Raw genomic sequence first — 22,860 nt, forward strand, 5'->3', positions numbered from 1 at the left:
GTATAACCATAGTAGAGTAATATGACTATATAATATGCAATTATATTAATTTATTAATATTTTTATTAACTATAGATAGAGATAGGAGAATAGCAATGACTCAATTACACGATAAGTTAGTTGTACAATATAAGTTTGATAACGCAGAACATATCGCTCAAGATTCTTCAGGAAAAGCAAATGATGGGATCGTTGCAGGCACGACTAAGCCTGTGATTGCTGAAGTGTATGGTAGAAATGCAGTTACATTTGCAGGTGGGCAAAATGGTAGTTCATTTATCCAACTTCCTGTTGATGCACTGCAAAATGTAAGCGATAACAATGGAATAACAGTTACGACATGGGTGAATTTAGGGATGGGCGTGAGTATCTGGGAGCGTCTTTTTGATTTTGGTAATGGAGAAGGAAGTCCATCTTTATTTATGACACGCCAGATGCGTGGAACGTTAACAGCAGATGGGGATTTAGCGATTGATCCGGGCAAAGGATTTGTACGGGACGAATGGATGCATGTAGCTCTATCTGTCAAAGGAACCGAAGGTGGCACACTGAGTAGTGCAGGGCCTATCGTCTATGTAAATGGTGAAGTGCTTGCAGATGGATCGATTAGCCAGACATCTAGCGGGAATTATGCACGTCTGCGCCACTGGTTCCAAGCCTTTGCAGAACAGACCAGCAAAGAAGCCAATTATATCGGACGCTCTCAATTCGTAGCCGATGACGATTTTGTCGGCTCGTTATCTGATTTCCGTATATACGAAGCAGGATTATCTGCGGACGAGATTATAGAAGTGATGTGCGATTCGTTAACCGATGAAGAGATTATTCGATTAGCACGTGATAAATATCTTTCATTTCCAACAACGATTATTACGAAAGATATCTTATTACCACAGCAATTAATGGGTGGGCGTGTCAATGTAGCATGGACATCTAATCAACCGAAATGGCTATCTGATCAAGGGCAGATCGGAGACGTGACCGAGCCACAAGCGGTGACTTTGACCGCAGTGCTTACTAGAGGCACGACTACGCTGGAGAAAAGTTACCATGTGTCTGTACTTCCTGCACATGTACCACCATATACGCTTACGATTCATGGCGACCGGGAAGTATTGGACGTGAGCGAAGTGATGTATGGCTTATTTTATGAAGATATCAACAACGCGGCAGACGGTGGTATCTATGCGGAGCTGGTGCAGAACCGTTCGTTTGAATCGTTTGCATTTGATACATATTCTCATGCTTCTGGAGAATGTGGATGTTCTACAGGGCGTAATCGTGAGCCGTTATTTGCATGGTTCGGCGATACAGAGCAGATGACTCCACAATCCAGTGGAGGGTTGAATGAACACTTTGGTGTACAAGATCCAGAAGTGAATTCGTATTATGTAACAGTAGCCGATGAAGCGACTATTTATAACCGCGGATTTGGCGATACGAATCATAACTGTGCGATGGCGATCCGTACAGGAGCGCAGTATGATTTCACGATCTGGGCAAAAGCTGAATCTGCCGGTAGTATCACGATCCAGTTACAGTCTGCTGAACATGACAGTCTTAGCGAACCGATTACTATCCTTATTGAAGGCAATCACACATGGAAAAAGTATGGTGTAGAGACTCCGATTACATTGACAGGAATAGCGAATGGATTTGGACAATTAGCACTGACTTTTGATGGAGATATCTCGATTGATATGGTGTCATTAATGCCTCGTGATGTATGGGGAGCGACAGAAGAAGTGTCTTCGTCTTCTGCTCATAGTAACTATACAGGCAATCCGAATTACCGTTTGCGCAAAGATCTGGTCAATGCATTAGTCGATATGCATCCCAAGTTTTTACGTTTTCCAGGTGGCTGTATCTCAGAAGGTTCGTTTATCTGGGAAAATGTATACGATTGGAAAGACTCGATCGGTGATATCGAATTACGTAAAGAAAACTTTAACGTCTGGGGCTATATGATGACGATGGGTCTGGGTTATATGGAATATTTCCAATTAGCCGAAGACTTGAATGCTTTTCCACTTCCTGTGATGGCATGTGGAGTATTGTGTCAGGCACGCTCGGATTATGCACATCCAGCAGGTGGGGAATTACGGGATTACTTTATTAAGAACTTTACCGATCTGATCGACTTTGCGATTAGTACTGATTTTGAACATAACGAATGGGCAGCGATGCGTCGTCATATGGGACATGAAGCGCCATTTGATCTGCGTTACTTAGGCGTTGGAAATGAAAACTGGGGCGTAGAGTTTTTCGCTAATTTTGAAGTGTTCAAAGTATCGATTGATCAATATATGGAGAAACATTACCCTAATCATGAACTGCATATCATCTCAACAGTCGGAGCACAAGCAGACGATGATGCGTATCAACAAGGATGGAAATTTTTGAGTGGAAATATGGAAGGATCGGCAGAAGTAGCTTTTGCAGACGGACAGAAAGTGATCGAAGAAACAGTTACATGGTACAAAGACCAATCTAACTATATGGATACGATTGCGGATGAACATTATTACCGTTCGAATGAATATTTGCTAAGTAATGCAGATCGGTATAACTACTACTATAGAGCGTATCAGCCAGATGGCAGTATCGACTGGCAACAATCGTCCAAAGTATTTGTCGGTGAATATGCATCTACTGATAAAAATACATTAGCAGGAGCGGTAGCCGAAGCCGCTGTAATTACAGGATTTGAGAATAATGCAGATGTAGTCCGTCTTGCCGCTTATGCTCCACTATTTAACAAAGTATTAACCGATGGAACTTATCGCTGGACTCCAGATTGTATCTGGTTCGATGATGAAAGTGTCTGGTTTACACCGAACTATTATGTACAGCATTTATATGCAAAATATCTGGGAAATAAAGTACTTGGTACTTCCTTTTCCACTTATAAAAATGGTAAATCAATGGAACTTATTCCTCGTGGCGGAATTGAGATTGCAACAGGAAATGCAGAAGTGATCATCAGTCATGCCAAAGTCACATCTAATAGGGATCGTTCAGTACTGTTAGAGCAAGATTTCACACAACCACTCCAATCGATCTGGCAAGAAATTCCGGGTTCTGTTGGTTATACGATCGATCCAGCACAAGGGTTAGTATTGCACGCTCAAGCCAGTGGCTTAAATGGTCTCTATATACTGAACGAGGAATGGACAGATTACACAGTGGAGGTGATTGCTTCTAGAGTGTCCGGTACAGATGGTTTTTACGTAGGTGCAGGTCTGACCGATATCTCTGCGGAGAACAAAGATGTGCTCGAATATGCGATTGGTTATGGCGGTCAGGCGACAGGTGTCAAAGTGCATAAGCAAGGTGTCGAAAGCTATACACTGGGCGATTATTCCACCAGTACAGCAGCAGGTAATCTAAGAGCAGCAAGCTATGAAGCTATTACCGATCATACACCGTATACCATCACTGTTAATTACGGGGGAGATACTGGCAATCGTCTTATCTGCTCCTACACGAACGGTCAGACGGCAAGTAAAGTACTGGATTACAAATTAGAAGCTTACAATCGTGAAGTGTTCCATTCGGTTACCAAAGACGAGCATCATGTCTATATCAAATTAGTTAATGCAGATGATGCAGACAAAGCAACACGTATTGATCTGCAAGCATTTACCGTATCTCAGACAGCCAAATGGATTACATTAACAGGGGATGCTGAACTGGTACATGTTCCTAATGTGAACAAAAAGAACGACGAAAAAGTAGTTCCTCAAGAGCAACAAGTACAGATCGATAATCAGTCATTGGTTGTCGTCTTACCTGCCAATTCAGTCAATGTACTTGTACTTGATGTACAGTCATAATTCATTGTTATTGATTGCTTATTAATAGTACGGCAGAGCGGGTTAATCATATCCGCTCTGATCTTTATAATGCGGAAGGGGCATAAGTAATGAATAAAGGTTGGATTCAAAAAGCGACAGCCTTCACATTAATGATCTCATTAACAATCCCAACATTAGGTTTTGGAGGGGCTTCAACAGTGCGAGCAGAAGAGTATGATCTCAAGCCAGCAGTCACAACGCCTACTTTTTCCAATGTATCGGTACATGATCCATCGATTATCAAAGCAGGTGGAACGTTCTACGTATTTGGTTCGCATATCTCGGCTGCCAAGTCTCCAGATTTAATCAATTGGACTTCATTTGCAAACGGTTACACCACTCCAGGCAATACATTATACGGCGATCTTTCCAAAAATCTAGCTGGCTCTTTCAAATGGGCAGGCGAAAACGATGCAGATAGTAAAGGTGGCTTCTCGGTCTGGGCTCCTGATGTGATCTGGAATCCCAAATATGTGAATGCCGATGGAACCAAAGGCGCTTATACGATCTACTATTGCACATCATCAACATATATCCGCTCTGCGATCGGAATGGCAGTATCGCAAAAAATAGAAGGCCCTTATACGTATGTTGATACAATGATCTACTCTGGTTTTACCAAAGACAAAGCATTTGATAATAACAGTACTGTTGATAAAAAATGGACAAATACCAATATCCAGACACTTATTGATCAGAAAAAAGTAACTGGTGAAAATGCAGCATGGTTCAATGCAGATGGAACATATGCCAATCAAACGTATCCAAATGCGATTGATCCAACTATATTTTCCGATACCAAAGGCAAGCTATGGATGACTTATGGTTCATGGTCTGGTGGTATTTTTGTATTAGAAATTGATGCCAAAACAGGCAAACCGATCTACCCGGGCAAAGATGGTAAAACAAAAGATGGACGCTTAATTGATCGCTATTTCGGCACCAAAGTAGCAGGTGGATATGGTCAATCAGGTGAAGGTCCTTATATTCAATACAACAAAGAAAGTGGTTACTACTATCTGTATATGACCTATGGTGGATTAGCAGCTAATGGGGGATACAATATGCGTGTCTTCCGCGCGACTAAGCCAGATGGCCCTTATCAAGATGCCAAAGGACAACAAGCAACATGGCCTGCACAAACGTCTAATGTAACGTATGGTAACAAGCTCATCGGTAACTATTTGTGGGATAGTAAAGTAGGCGATCCTGGATATGGAGAAAATCTAGGTTATGTCTCTCCCGGTCATAACTCCGTCTACACCGATAACAAAACAGGACAGACATTCCTTGTATTCCATACTCGCTTCCCGGCTAGAGGAGAAGAACACGAACTTCGTATTCACCAGATGTATATTAACAAAGACGGTTGGCCTGTTGTATCTCCTTACCGTTATACAGGTGAAAATTTAACTAAAGTCAGTGAAGATACGATCATAGGCGATTACCAATTTATCGATCATGGTAACGATTCTTCACCAGCGATCAAAAATACCAAATATATTCGTCTAAACAAAGATCGTACCATCTCTGGCGAGCTTCAAGGCACATGGCGACAAAAAGGAACAGCTGATGCTGTATTAACGATCGAAGGCGTCACCTATACAGGCGTATTCGTGAAAAATTGGAATCCGGTATCGAAGCAATATACGATGACATTTACAGCATTGTCTACCAACGGAACGATGGGTTGGGGCAGTCGTTTAGCAGATGTTTCGGATAAGCAAGTGGTCGCCGATGTATATGGTGATCTTAGTCTAGGAGATACTTCTAATATGGTCAGTGATGTCGTATTGCCTACAGTGGGTAGTCGCGGAACATCGATAGTATGGTCAAGCTCTAATCCAGCTGTAGTTGCGAATACAGGCGCAGTCACTCGTCCACAAGCAGGACAGGCACCAGCGAATGTAACACTGACAGCTACTATTACTAAGGGCAGCAGTAAGCAGACCAAAGTATTTCAGGTGACAGTACAGCCATTTGTAGAAGCTACGTTAACTGCTCAATACAGCTTTGAAAATAATTTAAAAGATACAACGTCTACATTTGGACAAGGAACAGTGACAGGAGAACGCTTGGATTCAACAGTAGGCACGATTACGTATGGAACAGGAGTTCAGGGACAATCTGCTATTTTCGATGGAAAATCAGGGATTCGTTTGCCACAAGGATTAATCTCGAACAATTCCTATTCGGTGTCTTTATGGGTGAAACCTGATCAATTAACTACCTATTCCCCAGCCTTTTTCGGAGCGAAAGATACCGACCATTGGGTAAGCTTGATTCCGCGTGGTGCAACAGCAGACAATGCTATGGTCTGGTCTGGAACAGCATGGTACGACGGAGTGACCGGAGTGACTATTCCAGCAAATCAATGGACACATTTAGCTTTCTCTGTAGATGAAGGTCGCTTAACGATCTACGTGAATGGAGTACAGAAGTTCAGTGGCGATAACTTTCCGGATATTTTTACAGATAATAATGCTAGCTTCGGACTCGGTGTGAACTATTGGGATACCCCGTTCAAAGGACAGATGGATGAACTACGTATTTATAAAGGTAGTCTAACCCCTACTCAATTATCCGAATTAGCGAAAGGAAAATAAATCACTTAAGATTGCGTCAAAAGTATTGTTCTTTCATGTAAAGAGTGATATATTCATGTACGCAATCGACGAACATGCGCTTGGCAACAAGCCTATTATAGTTAAGATATCATCCATGCTCTTCAGTTGCTTTCTCATCTGAAGAGCTTTTTTTATATTATTTTTTGAAATGATTGTATCAAAAACTTTTGATACACGAACGTCGGTCTATTGTTACGTATGCCCATTCTAATGTAAAAGAAGTGAACTATGATGCAACCATTTGAACTTAAGTTTAAGCGAAGTCATCGGATACTGGATAAGTACTTTTCAGGCTCAAATATTCATTACCGCCAGATGATTGCGCTGTTTGTACCGATTTTGATCGATCAGATTTTTATTATGGGATTGAACTTAATCAATACAGCGATGATCAGTTCAGCAGGAGTCGCCGCTGTCAGTGCAGTCAATATGATCGATTCGATCAATATTTTTCTACTGAGCGTATTTATTGCTGTGGCTACAGGCGGAACCGTAGTCGTAGCGCAATACAAAGGGCGTGAAGATGAACGAGGAGTTTCCGAAGCGAGTGCAGGGGCGGTATCTTCCGTTTCTTTACTGGCGATAGCAGTCGCGTTGTTCGGGATTATTTTTCATGCACCGCTACTTAATATCCTTTTTGGATCGGCTGAAGCAGATGTAATGAATCTTGCGCGAACGTATTTAATCGGAAGTTGTACTTCTTTTCTAGGCATCGCAATTGTTGAAGCAGTCTGCGGAGCATTGCGCGGGGTAGGGAGTACACGAGCTTCATTGATGTTGTCGCTGATTATGAATGTGATCTATGTATTATTAAATTTTGTATTTATCAACGGGTTACATATGGGCGTATTCGGAATGACACTTTCGGTCAATATCGCAAGATATTTGGGTGCGGCTTGTGCGATCTATTATTTGTTCAAAATGGATGTAAACCTCAAAGTTCAATTGCGTGAGATTCTGATTATAAAGTTCTCTATGCTCAAAAGAGTACTATTTATCGGGATTCCTTTTGCCGCCGAACAAATGTTTTTCAACGGTGGTAAAATTTTAACGCAAATCTTTATCGTTGGTATGGGAACGTATGCGATAGCGACCAATGCTATCTGTTCTTCATTGGCAGGGGTAATGCAGATTCCGGCAAATGCGTTATCACTCACTATTATTACTGTAGTCGGGCAGTGTATCGGTAGCGGGCATATCCAAGATGCACGCAAATTCACCAAATCGTTTCTAATGTTATCGTCTCTTTCTTTTGTCGTTATGGGACTGTTGATCTTCCCATTCTTCAATCCACTGATCTCTATTTTCAACCCGCCGGCAGAGATTGTAGATGATATTTTCTTAGTCTTATTTATCAATACCATTGCTCAAGTGCCATTATGGGCGATTGCTTTTATTACACCTTCTTCGTTACGGGCAGCAGGTGATTCCAAGTTCACTTCACTGGTATCGATGTTGTCGATGTGGTTATTCCGGGTTGTTCTTGGATATGTGCTTGGTATTACGCTAGGTTGGGGTATTCTAGGGATCTGGATTGCGATGGATTGTGAATGGGCAGTCCGCGGATTGATCTTTATGAAACGATTCAGGGGTAAAAAATGGCTGCAACATCGAGTCATTTAGCATAATTAGTCAAAGTCTTGATTGCGGACATACTCTACCGTAATCAAGGCTTTTTTTCAAATAAGGATCTTTCAATAAAAACTACCGAATATGCAATCGTATGCTAGACAGCGATCAGATTACGTTTATAATGGGACATGTTCAGAACTTTAGTCAGGAAAGGATGATCATCCATTGCGAAAATATCAATTATATAGCTTGATCGGTCTAGGCTGTATATTATGTATAAGTTTATTAGTATATAGTGCTCCACCTTCAGCAGAAGCGGCGACTACTCAATATTATGTGTCCCCTACAGGCAAAGATAGTCAGGCAGGAACGATCACTTCTCCCTGGAAAACGCTCCAACATGCCGCAGATACAGTACCGGCAGGTAGTACTGTGTATATACGCGCAGGAGTGTATAAGCAACAACTAGCGATCACTCGTTCAGGTTCAGCAAGCAAAGGTAATATTACATTTACCAATTACCGTTCTGAAAAAGCCATTTTGGATGGTACAGGGCAATCTGTAGATGGACTGCAAGGTATGGTCGATATTCAAGATGCTAGTTATATTACGGTCAAAGGATTAGAGATTCGTAATTACACTACCACTCATGTAGATGAAGTTCCTGCAGGCATAAGTGTGCAAGGAGCAGGTAGTCATATTCAAATTACAGGCAATAAAATTCATGATATCAAAAGTACAGTCTCGTTATCAGGTAACAATGCGACAGGTCGAGATGCACATGGTATAGCAGTCTATGGCAACAAAGCGCCAGAATCGTTGCATGATATTACGATCAATAATAATGAACTGTACAATCTCGTATTAGGTTCTAGCGAATCGTTAGCCATCAATGGAAATGTAGAGAAATTTACTGTGAGTCATAATCTTTTACATGATAACGATAATATCGGGATTGATGTGATTGGCTATGAAGGAACAGCACCTGATGTCAAATACGATGTCGCTCGTAAAGGATTAATTAAAGGCAATACGATCTATAATATCTCATCTAATCGCAATCCATTTTACGGGAAAAAGATACCCAATAACAGCAACTCGGCAGGAGCTATCTATATTGATGGTGGGAAAGATACGATTATCGAACAAAATAAAGTCTATAACAACGATATCGGTATCGAAATTGCATCCGAACATAAAGGCAAAGCGACAGATAATATTACAGTACGTACCAATATGATCTACTCTAACCGCTTAACAGGTATAGCTATGGGTGGGTATGATACCGAGCGAGGTTCTACCACCAACAGTCATATTATGAGCAATACCATTTATAAAAATGATACGTTAAATCGTGGTAATGGACAGTTATATGTTCAATACGATACCCGTAACAATGTGATCCAAAATAATATTATGGTCGCTGGAGCATCAAATGTTCTAATTTACAATGAATACACCAAAAACAGTGGCAATATTATCGACTATAATCTGTACGATGCACCGGATGGAAGTGCAGAAGCAACATGGATCTGGAAAAATAAAGAGTATACAGGCTTCTCTGATTATTGTAAACGGAGTGGAAATGATGCTCATTCGTTATTTGCCAATCCTGTATTTGTTAATCCAGCCAAGCACAATTTCCATCTACAACAAAGTTCACCCGCGATTCATCAAGGAGTTGCCAATCCATCGCTTATCAATACATTAGATATCGATGGAAAAATTCGCAAAAAAGGCGCTAAGCTCAATATGGGTGCCGATCAATAAACGTGATGACTTAGTGTTATGTTAACTGGATAGCAAATAACGTATTCCAAGCCCTACAAGTACACCGATGATTACAGTAGGTAAAAAGGAACGTGTAACTTTAATCATCAGTGTAGCAGCGACAGCACCACCTATAATCGGCAATGAGATTGACGTCGATCCCTGATCAGTTATAACGATCTGATCTACAATAAGCGCCACCATCATCGCAATCGGCACATAGTTAAAATACAAACGCAGGGTTGGATGCAATATTCGCCCTGCCATCATTTCAACGCCTATTAGACGTGATAGAAAAGTTACTATACATAGAACGAGAATCAAAATCCACTGTTCAGACATGTTGTTGCCTCCTTGCAATATACATTCCAACGAACGGAGAAATGACACCTGTTATGATTAGATTGAACTCATTAGTAGGCATTATATAATGCAATATGCTGGCGACACCGAGTGCAGTTACCGCTGTAGCGATGATAGGTTTGTCAGTAAGAGAAGGAATAAGTAAAGCTACAAATGTAATCGGAAATGCTAAATCCAATCCCCAACGCACCGGATCAATTAAATCCCCGATATATGCACCAATATAAGAAGCAATCACCCATGCGCTATAAAATAATCCTGCTACAACGCCAAAATACAACGGATCTGCACCATACTTCTGATAACGTATATTTCCCAGTACAAATGATTCATCAGAGACGCCAAATGCCAGTAACCAGCGATATTTGCGAGAAGCAGGGGCTAAATTATCCGCCAGTGCAGCTCCATATAACAAATTACGCAAATTGAGCAATACCGCAGTGATTATCATGCCCGGTAATGTAGCACCGGATATAACCATAGCTATAATCATCAATTGCACTGAACCTGAAAAGACGAGCACAGACATCATGATAGTACTCCAAAGACTCCAATGTGCCTGAGTAGCAAGCACTCCGTAAGATAATCCATAAGCGGCTATCGCTAATGCCAGCGGAAAAGCTTCAAGTAAAGCCGTTTTAACCGTATGTTGTTTGGTGAGCATCTACGTATTCTCCTTGTATTCTATTTTTCTAAAGTATAAAATAATAATCAAATAGTATATTATAATTAACTTTTATCAGATTATAGTATAAAAAGAATATAAAAGTAAAATAAAATTAACTATTAGTATTTTAAAATATACATTTTGAGAAGAATAAATAAAGAGAATGCTTGATATAAAAGGAGAGTACAATGGATAAAAATACTGGGTTTCAAGCTAAAGAAGAAGAGGTTGGTAAGCAGATTGGTATAAATTTACGACAATTTCGAACAGCAAAAGGCATCACGATAGAAGCATTTGCCAAGCAAATCGGTGTTAGTAAATTAACTTTGATTAAGATTGAGCAAGGAGAAGCGAATCCTACTTTATCGGTAATCTGGAAAATTGCAGATGGTTTGCATGTTCCTATCGCATCCTTGTTATCTGGAGAATCCGATGTGTCTGTTATTCGCAAGCAAGATAGTGTGCAATTAAGAAGTTCTGATGAGATTTTTGTAGTAGAGCCGTTATTTCGCTCGAATGGATTTGAGTTGTACCGAGGGTATTTGCAACCGCATAGTTCTTATACTTCCGAAGCCCATCAAGCGGGAGTGACCGAATTGGTAACTGTGATGTCTGGTCAGCTTACGGTAGAAGTGAATCAAGAACGATATGATCTAGTAGAGGAAGAATGTATTCGTTTCAAAGCCGATCGTCAGCATAAGTACATCAATCCATCTGAAAAGAGTACTGTTTTACATTTCGTCATTACGTATCATTAAGAGGGAAGGTATTTTTTTAATTAACAACGACAGCAGGTAGTATCAAAAGTCATGTATTCCTTTTATATGTCACATGATGTTCCAATGGGGCTCTCAAGCAAGAGCACGAATGGATTGATTAAAAAAAGCTGCTGGATCAATTATCCAACAGCTTTCATAGTAACACAGTCGCAGGCTAACATCATAAAAGGTGTATAGCCTGTTCTTTTTATATCATTCTAATTATAGGTGGGTGAATTTACGCTTCGCCCCATGCACGATCACCGGTTAAATACTTTTCGGTCAAAATAGAAAGCAGTTGAATACCCACTTCATTTTGTCCGCCTTCAGGAATAATCAGGTCTGCATATTTTTTGGAAGGTTCAATAAAAGCTTCATGCATCGGTTTGACCGTTGTTAAATACTGCTGGTGAATCGATTGAATACTACGTCCACGCTCTTCGATATCTCGCAATACACGACGCAAAATCCGCACATCTGGATCGGTATCGACAAATACTTTAATATCAAGCTCTGCACGCAATTTCTCATCAGATAGTACATGCAGACCTTCAACGATCGCAATATGATTCGGATGCAATTCAAGCGTCTGATCCACAAAACGTGAATCAGTTGTAAAATCGTATACAGGAGCAAATGCCGCCTGTCCTTGTTTGAGCAAATATAGATGTTCGATCAGTAGTTCATTATCAAAGGCAAACGGATGATCATAATTAATCAATCGGCGTTCTTCCGCAGTCAATCGGGAGTGCTCTTTATAATAATTATCCTGAGATATAAAAGTGACTTTGTCTGTGCCAAGACGTTCAATCACTGAACGAGCGACAGTTGTTTTTCCTGATCCGGTTCCCCCGGCAATACCAATAATCAGCATAGTGATTACTTTACCCTCCCTAAATGTTCCCAATACAATTCTAATATTGTAGCATAGCAACCCCGTTTTTTCATTATATTTCATCAAAATCCAGTGACAAATCCAAGGAAAGAGATAATACTCTTTTTACACTCTTATTCCGACCTGATTTTTGTACCTGATGTAGTATAAAGTAACTTTGAAATCTTATAAAATATTACACTATGTCAAATGACTTTTCCCCATAATGCGGTAAGATGTAAGATACATAAACCGTATATTCATAGATTGAAATAAGCTCTACAAGTTGTGATTTTCACCATGACATAAACGTATCATATTAGCAGTAGAACATATCTCAAAATAGGATAGGGTGATCGCTATGCAACAACAAAAACTATTTATTAATGCTCAACGATTAGCAGATACGATCGAACAATTTGCTGATTTTGGACGGACAGCCAACAATGGTGTGACACGATTAGCATTAAGTGAACAAGATATTGCAGTACGTGGTTACTTTCGCTCCTGTTGTGAACAATTAGGGATGACAGTCGTTGTCGATGATATGGGATGTATGTACGCTACATTAGCAGGAACAGAAGATGCACCTCCTATTGTGCTCGGTTCTCATATGGATACGGTCAAAAAAGGCGGTCGTTTTGATGGGATATTGGGAGTGATCGCCGGGCTGGAAATTGTCCGCACTCTGGTAGATCATGGTATTAAGCCCCGTATTCCAATTACAGTTATGAATTTTACCAATGAAGAAGGCGCTCGCTTTGAACCTTCGATGATGGCTTCTGGAGTATTGTCCGGTAAATTCACCAAAACAGATATGTTAAACAAAAAAGATAGCGACGGCATCACATTTGGCGATGCATTAGTCCAAAGTGGGTATGCAGGAGAAGAGAGCAACCGAATCCAAGCAGCAACAGCTTACTTAGAATTACATATTGAACAAGGGCCTGTGTTAGAACGCGAAAAATTACACATTGGCTTGGTAGATTGTGTGGTTGGTATGGTCTGTTATGAGATTGAGATCACCGGTGAATCCGATCATGCAGGGACTACGCCTATGGATATGCGTAAAGATGCTTTTTTTGCGATGAATGATCTGGTAAGTACACTTCGCACGCAATTAAGTGTGCTAGATTCGGAATTAGTCTATACGATGGGACGATCTAATGTATATCCCAATATTCATACTGTGATCCCGAACAAAGTCATTTTTACATTAGAAGCCAGACACAAAAACGAAGAAATCGTCCGCGAAGTAGAGCATATTATTCAGTCTTTACCTGCGGTACAAGGAGATTGTGAAGTGACTAGCACCAAATTATGGGGACGCGATACAGTCTGGTTCGATCCTGCCATTTGCGAAAGACTGGAAACATCGGTTCAGACATTAGGATATTCCTATAAAACAATGGCAAGCGGAGCCGGACACGATGCCCAATTTGTCGCTTCTTTTTTGCCCTCTGCAATGGTATTTGTACCGAGCGTGAATGGAAAAAGTCATTGTGAAGAAGAGCTGACTTCATATGAGGATTGTGAGAAAGGGATTAATGTGTTGTTGGATACGGTGTTAGGAATTTTGGAAGTTTGAGTGTGATTGATAGTTGATAAATAAAGACATAACCACCTTGCGATTAAATATTGCTAGGTGGTTTTTTATAATAGTAATTGGGTCATCTAACAACAAAATCAGTGAAAACATTAACTTTATTCCAAGACACATGAGAATATCTAAAGCACGAAAGTAGACTTTGTTATTTGAATGTATAGTATGATGATGTACATATAAGATATATGGTTTATCAGAACAGCTTCTAAATAGGGGGAGTATGATGGAAATAAATAAAATTAAGTATCAAAAAAAATGGGAGTTTTTAGACAAAAGACCATATAAACCAGGACTTATTATTGAAACTGTAGAAGATATTGATGTATGGATGGGAGATAACCCTTATATCTTAGCTGAAAATCGAATTAATGAAGGATCAATCGAAGATACTATTTTAGAGTTTGTAGAGCTTTTCTGGAGTGTAGAGCCAGATTACAGATTATTAAGTGTCGTATTGCAAATGAACTTAGCAAAAAAATTCTATAAAGAGTATACATTTGTAAAGGCTAGTTATAAAAATAAATTAGCAGTGCCTAAAATTAAAGAAATTCATATGACACTTGATCCAGAGACAGAATATATTCAAACATTTGAACTTATTCTATATGAGATGCCTGATATAAATATTTTGAATGAGAAAGTAAGACACATATCTTCAAACTTAGTATTTGAGCATGAGAATAATAAATTGAAACTAATGTTATCTGGAAAGAGCTTCATTATTTCTAACTGATCCTAATAATAAAAGAAAGAATCTATTGAATATATAATGTATATAAAACGTACATAAATTTTTTGGATAAAATAATAATCAAGATAGGAGTACACATTGAGAATACTTACAACCGTATGTAAAGGCATTTGGATCATAGCTATAGCCATAAATGTAGCATCACTTCTATGGTTAATTGTGGGTTCAACAGCTAACTTTCAACGTTCTATGGATATTGTAGCGATATACACATTATTTTCTATAGGTATCTTTTCAATTATTGTGATCTCACTGTCTATCTTTTATTTGATAAAAACAAAAAAACAAAATATAGGGATTGCAGGTTGTGCTATCGCTTGTGTTTTCTCATTACTTTTATTAGGTTGCTCCTATATGAATCAAGAGGGTGTGGTCGATAAAGAATGGTTTCGTGACTCTGTAGATCAAGATCCTATTAAATCTACAACAGATGGGAAATATGATTATCGTCTAGAAATTATTAATGGAGGACAAAAAAATGTACGGCAACAGTTATATGTTAAAGAATTAGCTACAAAACAAGAAAAATATATTGATATTCCAATTAAAATGGAGCCTTCTTATGGATATTCTTTAGGCACAGGTGATTGGGCTTGGGCGCGTTTGAAAAATACAGATCATATAAATGAGTATATTTTAACAACCACTAGTGAGTTAGGTGTTCCTATCCAATCATTTAAAATAAATGTAGATGAAGGAAGTACTGATATAATGCCTTCTCAATAAAAATAATAAATAGAATCATAGAAACTGTATCAATAAAAATAATAATCAAAAAGTAGCAACTTTTATTGTTATGGAGGATTAAAATATGCTAGATATCTATGCGCCCATTGTACCTAAAGCTAGTATTGGCGGACTGAAATTACGTTCTCATTTAAAAGAATACTATGATATTATCCCTAAATTAAGTTGGGTCGATAAAGAAACTTTAAATGATTGTTCCGCATATGTTTTTGGAAGTTTCCATATTAGATATGAGATGCGAGACACTCTATATTTATTTTTTAATATGCTTAATGGGAAACTTTATAAAATAACAGCATTAAGCAATTATCAGGGCATGTTATTAGGAAAGATAAAAGTAGGTATGAATATTGAGGATTTGTTAAAAGTTCAACCTAATCTTTTATATGATGATTTTGAAGAAGTTTATAGTTATGAGGGTCTTGCAATTGAGACTGACATAAATAATAGGATTGAATCCATTTCAGTTTATGTTGAGGAACTTGATACATTAAATAATGATATTGAGTTAAGAAGGCAGTTTGAAAAAGGAAACTGGTAAGTATTCAAGGTAATTATTCTGATAAAAGCTGGATCAGTAGCTTTATATTAATTATTAGCTTTAAAACATTTGGTGAAAATAATTAGTTAATAATCAAGAACTGAGGAGATAATTTTTTGAATGAGAACGTACTAAAAATTATAAACGATTGGAATCCTGCTGAAATCTATCCATTACTTTATAAAGAGTATGAAATTGAAGTTGATATAATCTTATACTTAATTAAGTCGTCTAAATCTAAACTAGAGCTTTCTAAACAAATTTATAACTTATTTGAACATTATTTTGGTACAGAGTTTCACAAATCTCAAGGCGAGTGCGAAATGATTGCAGAAATGCTAATAGAGATTAAATAATTGATGGTATTATCTAGCTATAATGCTAAGGATCAACTGGATCAACTGGATCAAGTAAAGTTGTTTTTGAAGGGAGAGCTAGCGAATATATTCATAGAGATCGCGTTCTTTTCAAAGAGAAGTCAAATGGTTTTATTGTTAAGGGATGAGTTAACATAAATACTAAAACAATTGAGACAGTATATCCTGTATATGAAGGAGGAGGTGGCAAATTGATAAGTGTAGTAATTGAAGAATATACACTCGAACTTAGCAAGCAGAAATCTATTACTGGTGAGATTTATTTTCAAATCGGAGATACATTTTTTCCAGAATGCCATTGGAATGATTTGATTGTAGTTATTTTGACATGGTGGAACAAATCGATAAAATTACTTGAAACTTCATCTGTTGGAACATCACAAACTTTTGATTTTATGGATGGCCCATTTTATGTGCATGCAGTAAAAAAAGATAGCTCGCATATCACGTTAAATTGTATAAGAAGAAATAAGGTTGGCTTGGAGGTAATTGCATCACTAGACACAGAGATAATTTCTTTGCAAAAATCAATTACAAAGGCTTCAAAAAAAGTAATTAAAGAAGTAGATGTTAAACAATGGATAACTGATGATATTGAAGAGTTGAGAAAGCAAATAAAGTAATAGATATTTTGAATGTATAACCTTAGACAAACATTGAAATGTACGCTTTAAAATTTCTTGCTACAGACAAATACTACTGAAAACATCGTTAATAAAGGATAAAGACAGTAAAGCAACTACATATCTGAAAAAATAGCGCTAAATATGTTGTTCACGATAACTCTAAGTAAGGACAACAGCCAAAATAAGACTGGGGGGCTGATGAATGGGTCATAGTAAATTTATACAAGATCAAAAGAAATTTGAAGAGACTCTAGATTGGGTGACAAAGATGTTCAACTGTGAACAACGACTACCTGATCAAGTGTATAAAGTTCCCTTTAAAAGAAATGTTGTTATTGATTTTGATGATGTAATGAGTCCAGATTTTTGGGTTGAACTAGAAAAGTTGATTGATTTATCTAATGACTCATTTGTGATGATGGCTGTTTTAGATCCAGATCCTGTTGAGTATTATTATAGTGAATTCGCTTATTATAATTGGTGCATTTTACAAAAAGGAACTACGTCTGATGAATATTGGAATATACTTGAGCAAGGCCCTGTTGAAAGTCCTGCTGATGCTATTCTGTTTAACTCTGAAGTCGTAATATGGTTATCTTCTTCTATGAAGTGGGCAATATGGGGAGAACGGAGTTATGGTATTTGTATTCTAAGTTTTAATGAGGGTATGGATGACTGCGAAAATGAATATTGGTTTACCATGGAGCGAGCAATTACCGATCTAATATCACTTAATTTTAGAAATTATACTGTTCCTGAAGAAATTGCCTCGAAGTTGATGAAGTTCTATAGCGATATTTGATTAAGCCTATTTTAGACTTTGAGGGCTGTACTCCATATACGTATAATGTGCTGACATACTGATCCTGAAGCAAATACGTATGGACAGAAGAATGGCAGCAACGTACGCAGAGACATGAATGATAGACTAATGCCGTAGGTGATGCGAAATGGAAGAGATTAAAAGAGAAATTGAACAGTTATTCGAGGATTTGGGATTTGAACGTATTTTTATCAAAGAAGATACTGTATTTAAATCAGAAAAAGTGTATTGTAAGCTTACTTTTATTAAAACATTCAAAAGCTATGTGATTGAATATGCAAATAGTTATGAGGAAGCAAAAAATAATCTGTATGAAGACGGTGATTTGCATGCCATAACTCTTGATTTTAATGATTTACTTTTAGCATTACGTAAAGAAATAGTTGCAAGCATGCAAAATGATTAAACGCATAGTTTGAAAAAACTGAGATTAAGGATTGTAATATATTGCTTTGAAAATGCTACATATACGTCAGTATTTTATTGTTTTGTGAAGGAAATTACTAAATCTTTAGCTGTCATTTTAGAGTTGAAATAGTAAATGGAGAATTGATAAAATCAGGTAATTTTAAAAGAGTTAAGGCACTTATCGAGAACGACGAGACGAATTTCCTAGAACAAATAGTTCTTGAGTTAGGTTTTAATGAGGGAGGTATAGAGGCATATACATTTGTTTTCCGTCTGTTGACTGTCAATGAAAGGATTGATTTGACATTTTTAAGATGAAGTTAATCATAAAAAAATTATCACAACAAAAAATTAATAAAGATGAATTTTTAATATCAGATATAGAACCTGATGATGCAATAGGAATTCTTATGTGCATATGCGAAGTTTTTGAGTTATCAAAAGTGGTAACATTTATTGTATCTGGTTTTGGCCAGACCAAGTGGCCTGTTGATTGTAGAACTGACTTAGCTACAATTATTGAACAAGTTCCATTTATTTTAAAGAAAATAAGCAAAAATAATTTCTCATTTCAATTAGATTTTTATGAACAAGGTATTGAACGGTTACTTATTTTTGAAGAAGAGAATAATCAAGTCAGGATAAACTGTGTAAGTTATACAGATTGGACACCTGATGATGCTATTTATATAGAAAAAGATAAGGTTTTAATGATGTTTGAACACTTCTATTATCATTTTTTAGAATATAGCCAGATCTTATGCCCTACTCTAGCGGATCATATTTTGCTAAATGATTGGAAAAAAGGGTGGAAATGAACATGTTGATAGGAAAAGAAAATATAAAAGTGCCTTTTTATATATCAATGCTATATTAGTAAAGATACGTATCATATTATAAAAACTTAGGAGGAATTATTATGGATCAGCAAGAAATATTTATGGCAGCTTATCTAGATAGAGACATTAAAATAACTTTTCTGGATAATTTATTTGTAATCGGACTATATGTTCATTATTACTACTTCAATAATGTTATTGCGATTTGTCCTGAAGAGGCTCATGATGATACAAGACTTCTCGTTCCTATGACTGCTATCAAAAAAATAGAACCTTGGTACGCTTCAGGTGATTATGAATTAGAAGATTAGAGTGTTGTACTGTTAGTCATTAATAGATCAATAATATAAATATATAGCTGATTTTGTATTATCTATTACGCATCGCTAGATAGATATGATAACGTTGCTATAGTTACATATTCATTTCAACTGACATCCAAAGGAGCTTATATCCATGTACAATACACCAGAATCTGCTTCATCCAAGCAACCAACTTTAACCTTACGAGAAGCATTTGCACAAACGGAATATATCTTACCTGGTCATAGCGATCGGAATATAAATGTGTTGCAACAAGCATTTGCAGACATCGATGATGATCTTTCCAGTGATCAGTATGGTCGGGGACAAGTGATCGAAGATTTCCAGAAACAGATGGCAGACGTGTTAGGCAAAGAAAGTGCGGTGTTCTTCCCAACAGGTACGATGGCACAACAGATTGCTTTACGTATCTGGTGTGATCGCCACAATAGTGCAAAAGTGGCTTACCATCCTTTATGCCATTTAGAGATTCATGAAGAAGATGGGTTGAAAGAATTGCATCATATTCAGTCAATTTTGCTAGCGGATCAAGATCGCCTGATTACCCTTGCAGATGTACAGCAAATGGATCAAGATATTGCTTGCTTATTGCTTGAATTGCCTCAACGTGAGATCGGTGGACAATTACCCGCCTACAGCGAACTACAAGCTATTTCTGAATACTGTCGTAAACAAGGTATTTCGATTCATCTGGATGGCGCTCGTTTGTTTGAAATTTTACCGTATTACCAAAAAACAGCCGCTGAAGTATGTGCATTATTCGATAGTGTCTACATATCCTTTTACAAAGGCATCGGTGGTATTGCAGGAGCTATCTTAGCAGGGCCAAGCGACTTTACCGCAGAATCTAAAGTTTGGAAAAGAAGACATGGTGGCGATCTGATTAGCTTGTATCCGTATATTCTGAGCTCCAAATATTACTACGAACAACGTGTCGGCAACATGGAACAATACTACCAAGAAGCGGTGCAATTAGCCCAGTGGATGAATAAATGCACAGCTATTCACACGCTACCTGAAGTGCCTGTCTCCAACATGTTCCATATTCATTTCGAACTGCCCAAAGAACAAATTGAACCGATCTTAATCGAAATGTGTCGGGCGACAGGTGTAGGTATCGTGCAATACTTAACAGACAAAAAAGAAGGGGCTCACTGTTCGACTGAATTAGTAATCGGTGCTCGCTACGAACATGTTCCTCAAGACCGTATCCAAAAAGCGCTAGCATGGCTAGATCAACGTTTGAAAGAAGTCACAACAGTCTAATAGATTCCCTAATCAAGCTCAGTTAGTTGGATAGAAGAGATATCATGATCTGTATGAAGTGATATTCATAATTAAAAATGAAAATGAAAAATAGCTAAGTCGTTGATCCTACACATCTTTCAACGATCTAGCTATTTTAATTATTTAAAGCTTTTCCTCATTATGTTTACACTTATAAATTCTTTCCTCAAAAGCGTAACTCTACTACCAAAATAAAAAAAGAGAGCCACATTAGCAACGTTGCCAATGCGACCCTCTCTACAAGAACGGTTTTCAATGTTGAGAATATTATCTCCACACAGAGCTTAAGAAGAACAATGTTCTGAAAGAGCTACAAGTTTTTATAAGAAAACGGCTTCGGAAACTTCTGTCTATTCGCCTTTGAAGGCGACTGCCGACCGTTATCCAGTCTTATTAAGGGATTCATCTTCAACAGTGACGGTAAAAACCATATTTTTGCTGAAGTGGTTTCCCTCAGAATATCCTCATTTTGCAAACCAACCGAACTCAGTCTAATTTAATATTATAATCCTCACTCAAATACCGATGAATTCGCTTGAAATCTTCTTCGTTTAGATCACGTAATTTTTTCGTTTCCCGTCCTAAAATAATTCCCATCGTCTCGGCTGCAAGTGCGGTTGTTGGGGTAATACGTGCACTACCGTAAGCTTTGATCGAAGCCCCCACATTTTTACCAGCCACCAGAACATTGTCATAAGATTTTAATTCAAAGGAACGCAGTGGAATCCCATAGAAATCCGGTTTGCCGTATCCTTTACCAGTTGGCACAGCACGTGTTCCTTGAATATCCATTGGATAACCGCCAATACTGACATTATCCCAGAACATTTTACTAGCTACGACATCTTCGTAAGATAATACATAATCGGTTGCGAAGCGATTATAATCTCGAATATATAAGTACTCTGGGAATCCATTTAACTCTGCATGTTCATACCCCGGAATATTTTCTTTGAGAAAAGTTAATACACGCGGCGCTTCGGCTTTACCTTTAGCAATAGCCGATTGTACCGATTCTGGATTCGCAGGATCGACATCATAGATAAGCAGTGCATTGATAATCACTTCGCCATTTTTCTGATAGGTCGAGTTAATACCACGCAATTTGAGCTGTGGGTCTAGCGATTTGAATTTTTCGGTAATCTTGTTAAAGCCTGTCCCAAAATCATAATCGACATACGTGTTAGTACCGTATTTTGCTTCGAGATTGGTTAACGGATAATCTAACAATGTCGCACTATGAAGCTTCAGCCAGTCTACGCCTTTGAACCGTAGCATATACGTTGCTGCCATGTATTCAGGCTTGTCGCCACCGAAAATCGATTCTACTCCAGGAATACGAGTCACATGGAGCTTGGATGTGAGCGCATTGTAATCACTATTTTCAACCCAGTACTTTGCTGCAATCGTATGGGATTGTTGGTCTGTTGTTTTATACGTTAGTGAAGTAATCGCATAGTTAGCATCTGCATCACTTTGCTGAATGCCTTCAATCTGAATCCCACTTTGAAGCGGAATCCCTTGAATTAAGCTGTTATAATAGTCTATAAATTGTTTTTCTGTACGAATATCGCCTGCATTATAAGCATTGTATAGCTTTTTCATTTCACCTTGAACCAGACTTTTCTTTTTGTTGGTATTCGGTTCATCTAGTACAAGCATCTGTCCTTGAATCAATTGTCCGCCTGGCTTTTCACGTGGATCGATAATCAGAACACTTTGCCCTTGATCGTGTGCGGCTTTGGCCATAAGAATCCCTTCGACTTCACTACCGATCACGACAAGGTCGTACGTTTTGGAAATGGTAGGTGCTACAGGTGCTGGCGCTGGAGTATCTGTTGGGTCGTATGTAGAACCTGTTGTCGTCTGGCTAGATGTAGGCGCTTGTTGAGCATTATTGGATGCGGAGAACATTTTCATGCCTACAGGAATAAGAGCAATAATAATGATGACAAGTAAAAGACTCCACAAAAGTAAAGATTTCTGTCTGTTCACTGTTGATATAACCACCTTATGTATAAGTTTCATGGTACGGATCGAAAA

The 22,860-nt window shown here is 38.1% G+C and carries 20 protein-coding genes; 16 read left to right on the forward strand and 4 right to left on the reverse strand.

Annotated features, from left to right (window positions below; all coding sequences use genetic code 11):
- Positions 1 to 95 precede the first annotated feature (95 nt).
- The 4 genes from QCD85_RS13260 (at position 96) to QCD85_RS13275 (ending at position 9,826) form a co-directional block, all read left to right on the forward strand.
- Entirely contained in the window at positions 96 to 3,836 is a 3,741-nt protein-coding gene (locus QCD85_RS13260; RefSeq protein WP_301262900.1) for an alpha-L-arabinofuranosidase C-terminal domain-containing protein, read from the forward strand.
- Between the two features lie 89 nt (positions 3,837 to 3,925).
- The gene (locus QCD85_RS13265; RefSeq protein ID WP_301262901.1) at positions 3,926 to 6,463 is read left to right on the forward strand and encodes a LamG-like jellyroll fold domain-containing protein; all 2,538 of its coding nucleotides are present in this window, start codon (positions 3,926 to 3,928) and stop codon (positions 6,461 to 6,463) included.
- Positions 6,464 to 6,715: 252 nt separating this feature from the next.
- Positions 6,716 to 8,107 carry an MATE family efflux transporter gene (locus QCD85_RS13270; RefSeq protein WP_301263019.1) on the forward strand — a complete coding sequence of 464 codons (1,392 nt, stop codon included), beginning with the start codon at positions 6,716 to 6,718 and terminating at the stop codon, positions 8,105 to 8,107.
- Between the two features lie 174 nt (positions 8,108 to 8,281).
- Positions 8,282 to 9,826, forward strand: coding sequence for a DUF5123 domain-containing protein (locus QCD85_RS13275; RefSeq protein ID WP_441005622.1), 1,545 nt, complete (start codon positions 8,282 to 8,284; stop codon positions 9,824 to 9,826).
- A 21-nt stretch (positions 9,827 to 9,847) separates the two neighbouring features.
- On the opposite strand, the gene QCD85_RS13280 is transcribed toward QCD85_RS13275, so the two are convergent.
- Together QCD85_RS13280 and QCD85_RS13285 are read right to left on the reverse strand one after the other, a co-directional pair.
- Positions 9,848 to 10,168, reverse strand: coding sequence for an AzlD domain-containing protein (locus QCD85_RS13280; RefSeq protein WP_301262902.1), 321 nt, complete (start codon positions 10,166 to 10,168; stop codon positions 9,848 to 9,850).
- Positions 10,161 to 10,853 carry an AzlC family ABC transporter permease gene (locus QCD85_RS13285; protein WP_301262903.1) on the reverse strand — a complete coding sequence of 231 codons (693 nt, stop codon included), beginning with the start codon at positions 10,851 to 10,853 and terminating at the stop codon, positions 10,161 to 10,163. Before QCD85_RS13285 ends, QCD85_RS13280 begins: the two co-directional genes overlap by 8 nt.
- Before the next feature lie 191 nt (positions 10,854 to 11,044).
- Between QCD85_RS13285 and QCD85_RS13290 the strand changes: the two genes are divergently transcribed.
- Positions 11,045 to 11,614, forward strand: a complete 570-nt coding sequence (locus QCD85_RS13290) for a helix-turn-helix domain-containing protein (protein WP_301262904.1) — start codon at positions 11,045 to 11,047, stop codon at positions 11,612 to 11,614.
- 238 nt (positions 11,615 to 11,852) lie between these two features.
- On the opposite strand, the gene udk is transcribed toward QCD85_RS13290, so the two are convergent.
- On the reverse strand, positions 11,853 to 12,488 hold the full coding sequence (gene udk / locus QCD85_RS13295) for a uridine kinase (protein WP_273614420.1): 636 nt from the start codon (positions 12,486 to 12,488) through the stop codon (positions 11,853 to 11,855).
- 361 nt (positions 12,489 to 12,849) lie between these two features.
- Here udk and QCD85_RS13300 point away from each other — a divergent pair, with 361 nt between their 5' ends.
- The 11 genes from QCD85_RS13300 to QCD85_RS13350 all read left to right on the forward strand — a co-directional run bounded on the left by QCD85_RS13300 (position 12,850) and on the right by QCD85_RS13350 (position 20,796).
- The gene (locus QCD85_RS13300) at positions 12,850 to 14,076 is read left to right on the forward strand and encodes a Zn-dependent hydrolase (RefSeq protein ID WP_301262905.1); all 1,227 of its coding nucleotides are present in this window, start codon (positions 12,850 to 12,852) and stop codon (positions 14,074 to 14,076) included.
- A gap of 241 nt (positions 14,077 to 14,317) precedes the next feature.
- Entirely contained in the window at positions 14,318 to 14,827 is a 510-nt protein-coding gene (locus QCD85_RS13305) for a hypothetical protein (protein WP_301262906.1), read from the forward strand.
- Between the two features lie 96 nt (positions 14,828 to 14,923).
- Positions 14,924 to 15,571, forward strand: coding sequence for a hypothetical protein (locus QCD85_RS13310; protein ID WP_301262907.1), 648 nt, complete (start codon positions 14,924 to 14,926; stop codon positions 15,569 to 15,571).
- A gap of 85 nt (positions 15,572 to 15,656) precedes the next feature.
- Positions 15,657 to 16,133 carry a hypothetical protein gene (locus tag QCD85_RS13315; protein WP_301262908.1) on the forward strand — a complete coding sequence of 159 codons (477 nt, stop codon included), beginning with the start codon at positions 15,657 to 15,659 and terminating at the stop codon, positions 16,131 to 16,133.
- 116 nt (positions 16,134 to 16,249) lie between these two features.
- Entirely contained in the window at positions 16,250 to 16,489 is a 240-nt protein-coding gene (locus QCD85_RS13320) for a DUF1871 family protein (protein WP_301262909.1), read from the forward strand.
- A 212-nt stretch (positions 16,490 to 16,701) separates the two neighbouring features.
- Complete coding sequence (locus tag QCD85_RS13325) at positions 16,702 to 17,133, forward strand: hypothetical protein (protein WP_301262910.1); 432 nt, start codon at positions 16,702 to 16,704, stop codon at positions 17,131 to 17,133.
- A 205-nt stretch (positions 17,134 to 17,338) separates the two neighbouring features.
- Complete coding sequence (locus tag QCD85_RS13330) at positions 17,339 to 17,938, forward strand: hypothetical protein (protein WP_301262911.1); 600 nt, start codon at positions 17,339 to 17,341, stop codon at positions 17,936 to 17,938.
- 148 nt (positions 17,939 to 18,086) lie between these two features.
- Positions 18,087 to 18,365: a hypothetical protein gene (locus QCD85_RS13335; protein WP_301262912.1), complete on the forward strand. Its 279-nt coding sequence runs from the start codon at positions 18,087 to 18,089 to the stop codon at positions 18,363 to 18,365.
- 316 nt (positions 18,366 to 18,681) lie between these two features.
- Positions 18,682 to 19,185 (forward strand): hypothetical protein, encoded by a 504-nt coding sequence (locus tag QCD85_RS13340; RefSeq protein ID WP_301262913.1) that lies wholly within the window; start codon positions 18,682 to 18,684, stop codon positions 19,183 to 19,185.
- 101 nt (positions 19,186 to 19,286) lie between these two features.
- Positions 19,287 to 19,517: a hypothetical protein gene (locus tag QCD85_RS13345; RefSeq protein WP_301262914.1), complete on the forward strand. Its 231-nt coding sequence runs from the start codon at positions 19,287 to 19,289 to the stop codon at positions 19,515 to 19,517.
- 145 nt (positions 19,518 to 19,662) lie between these two features.
- Positions 19,663 to 20,796 carry a threonine aldolase family protein gene (locus tag QCD85_RS13350; protein WP_301262915.1) on the forward strand — a complete coding sequence of 378 codons (1,134 nt, stop codon included), beginning with the start codon at positions 19,663 to 19,665 and terminating at the stop codon, positions 20,794 to 20,796.
- Between the two features lie 507 nt (positions 20,797 to 21,303).
- On the opposite strand, the gene QCD85_RS13355 is transcribed toward QCD85_RS13350, so the two are convergent.
- The gene (locus tag QCD85_RS13355) at positions 21,304 to 22,812 is read right to left on the reverse strand and encodes an FAD-dependent oxidoreductase (RefSeq protein ID WP_301262916.1); all 1,509 of its coding nucleotides are present in this window, start codon (positions 22,810 to 22,812) and stop codon (positions 21,304 to 21,306) included.
- Positions 22,813 to 22,860 lie beyond the last annotated feature (48 nt).

This window comes from Paenibacillus sp. PsM32 (assembly GCF_030433815.1).
Lineage (GTDB): Bacteria > Bacillota > Bacilli > Paenibacillales > Paenibacillaceae > Saccharibacillus > Saccharibacillus kyungheensis.

Coding starts and splice junctions, on each gene's coding strand:
- udk (WP_273614420.1), bottom strand. CDS start 12,488: ATGCTGATTATTGGTATTGCCGGGGGAACCGGATCAGGAAAAACAACT.
- QCD85_RS13340 (WP_301262913.1), top strand. CDS start 18,682: ATGAAGTTAATCATAAAAAAATTATCACAACAAAAAATTAATAAAGAT.
- QCD85_RS13285 (WP_301262903.1), bottom strand. CDS start 10,853: ATGCTCACCAAACAACATACGGTTAAAACGGCTTTACTTGAAGCTTTT.
- QCD85_RS13305 (WP_301262906.1), top strand. CDS start 14,318: ATGGAAATAAATAAAATTAAGTATCAAAAAAAATGGGAGTTTTTAGAC.
- QCD85_RS13315 (WP_301262908.1), top strand. CDS start 15,657: ATGCTAGATATCTATGCGCCCATTGTACCTAAAGCTAGTATTGGCGGA.
- QCD85_RS13335 (WP_301262912.1), top strand. CDS start 18,087: ATGGAAGAGATTAAAAGAGAAATTGAACAGTTATTCGAGGATTTGGGA.
- QCD85_RS13330 (WP_301262911.1), top strand. CDS start 17,339: ATGGGTCATAGTAAATTTATACAAGATCAAAAGAAATTTGAAGAGACT.
- QCD85_RS13300 (WP_301262905.1), top strand. CDS start 12,850: ATGCAACAACAAAAACTATTTATTAATGCTCAACGATTAGCAGATACG.
- QCD85_RS13350 (WP_301262915.1), top strand. CDS start 19,663: ATGTACAATACACCAGAATCTGCTTCATCCAAGCAACCAACTTTAACC.
- QCD85_RS13265 (WP_301262901.1), top strand. CDS start 3,926: ATGAATAAAGGTTGGATTCAAAAAGCGACAGCCTTCACATTAATGATC.
- QCD85_RS13270 (WP_301263019.1), top strand. CDS start 6,716: ATGCAACCATTTGAACTTAAGTTTAAGCGAAGTCATCGGATACTGGAT.
- QCD85_RS13280 (WP_301262902.1), bottom strand. CDS start 10,168: ATGTCTGAACAGTGGATTTTGATTCTCGTTCTATGTATAGTAACTTTT.
- QCD85_RS13345 (WP_301262914.1), top strand. CDS start 19,287: ATGGATCAGCAAGAAATATTTATGGCAGCTTATCTAGATAGAGACATT.
- QCD85_RS13290 (WP_301262904.1), top strand. CDS start 11,045: ATGGATAAAAATACTGGGTTTCAAGCTAAAGAAGAAGAGGTTGGTAAG.
- QCD85_RS13260 (WP_301262900.1), top strand. CDS start 96: ATGACTCAATTACACGATAAGTTAGTTGTACAATATAAGTTTGATAAC.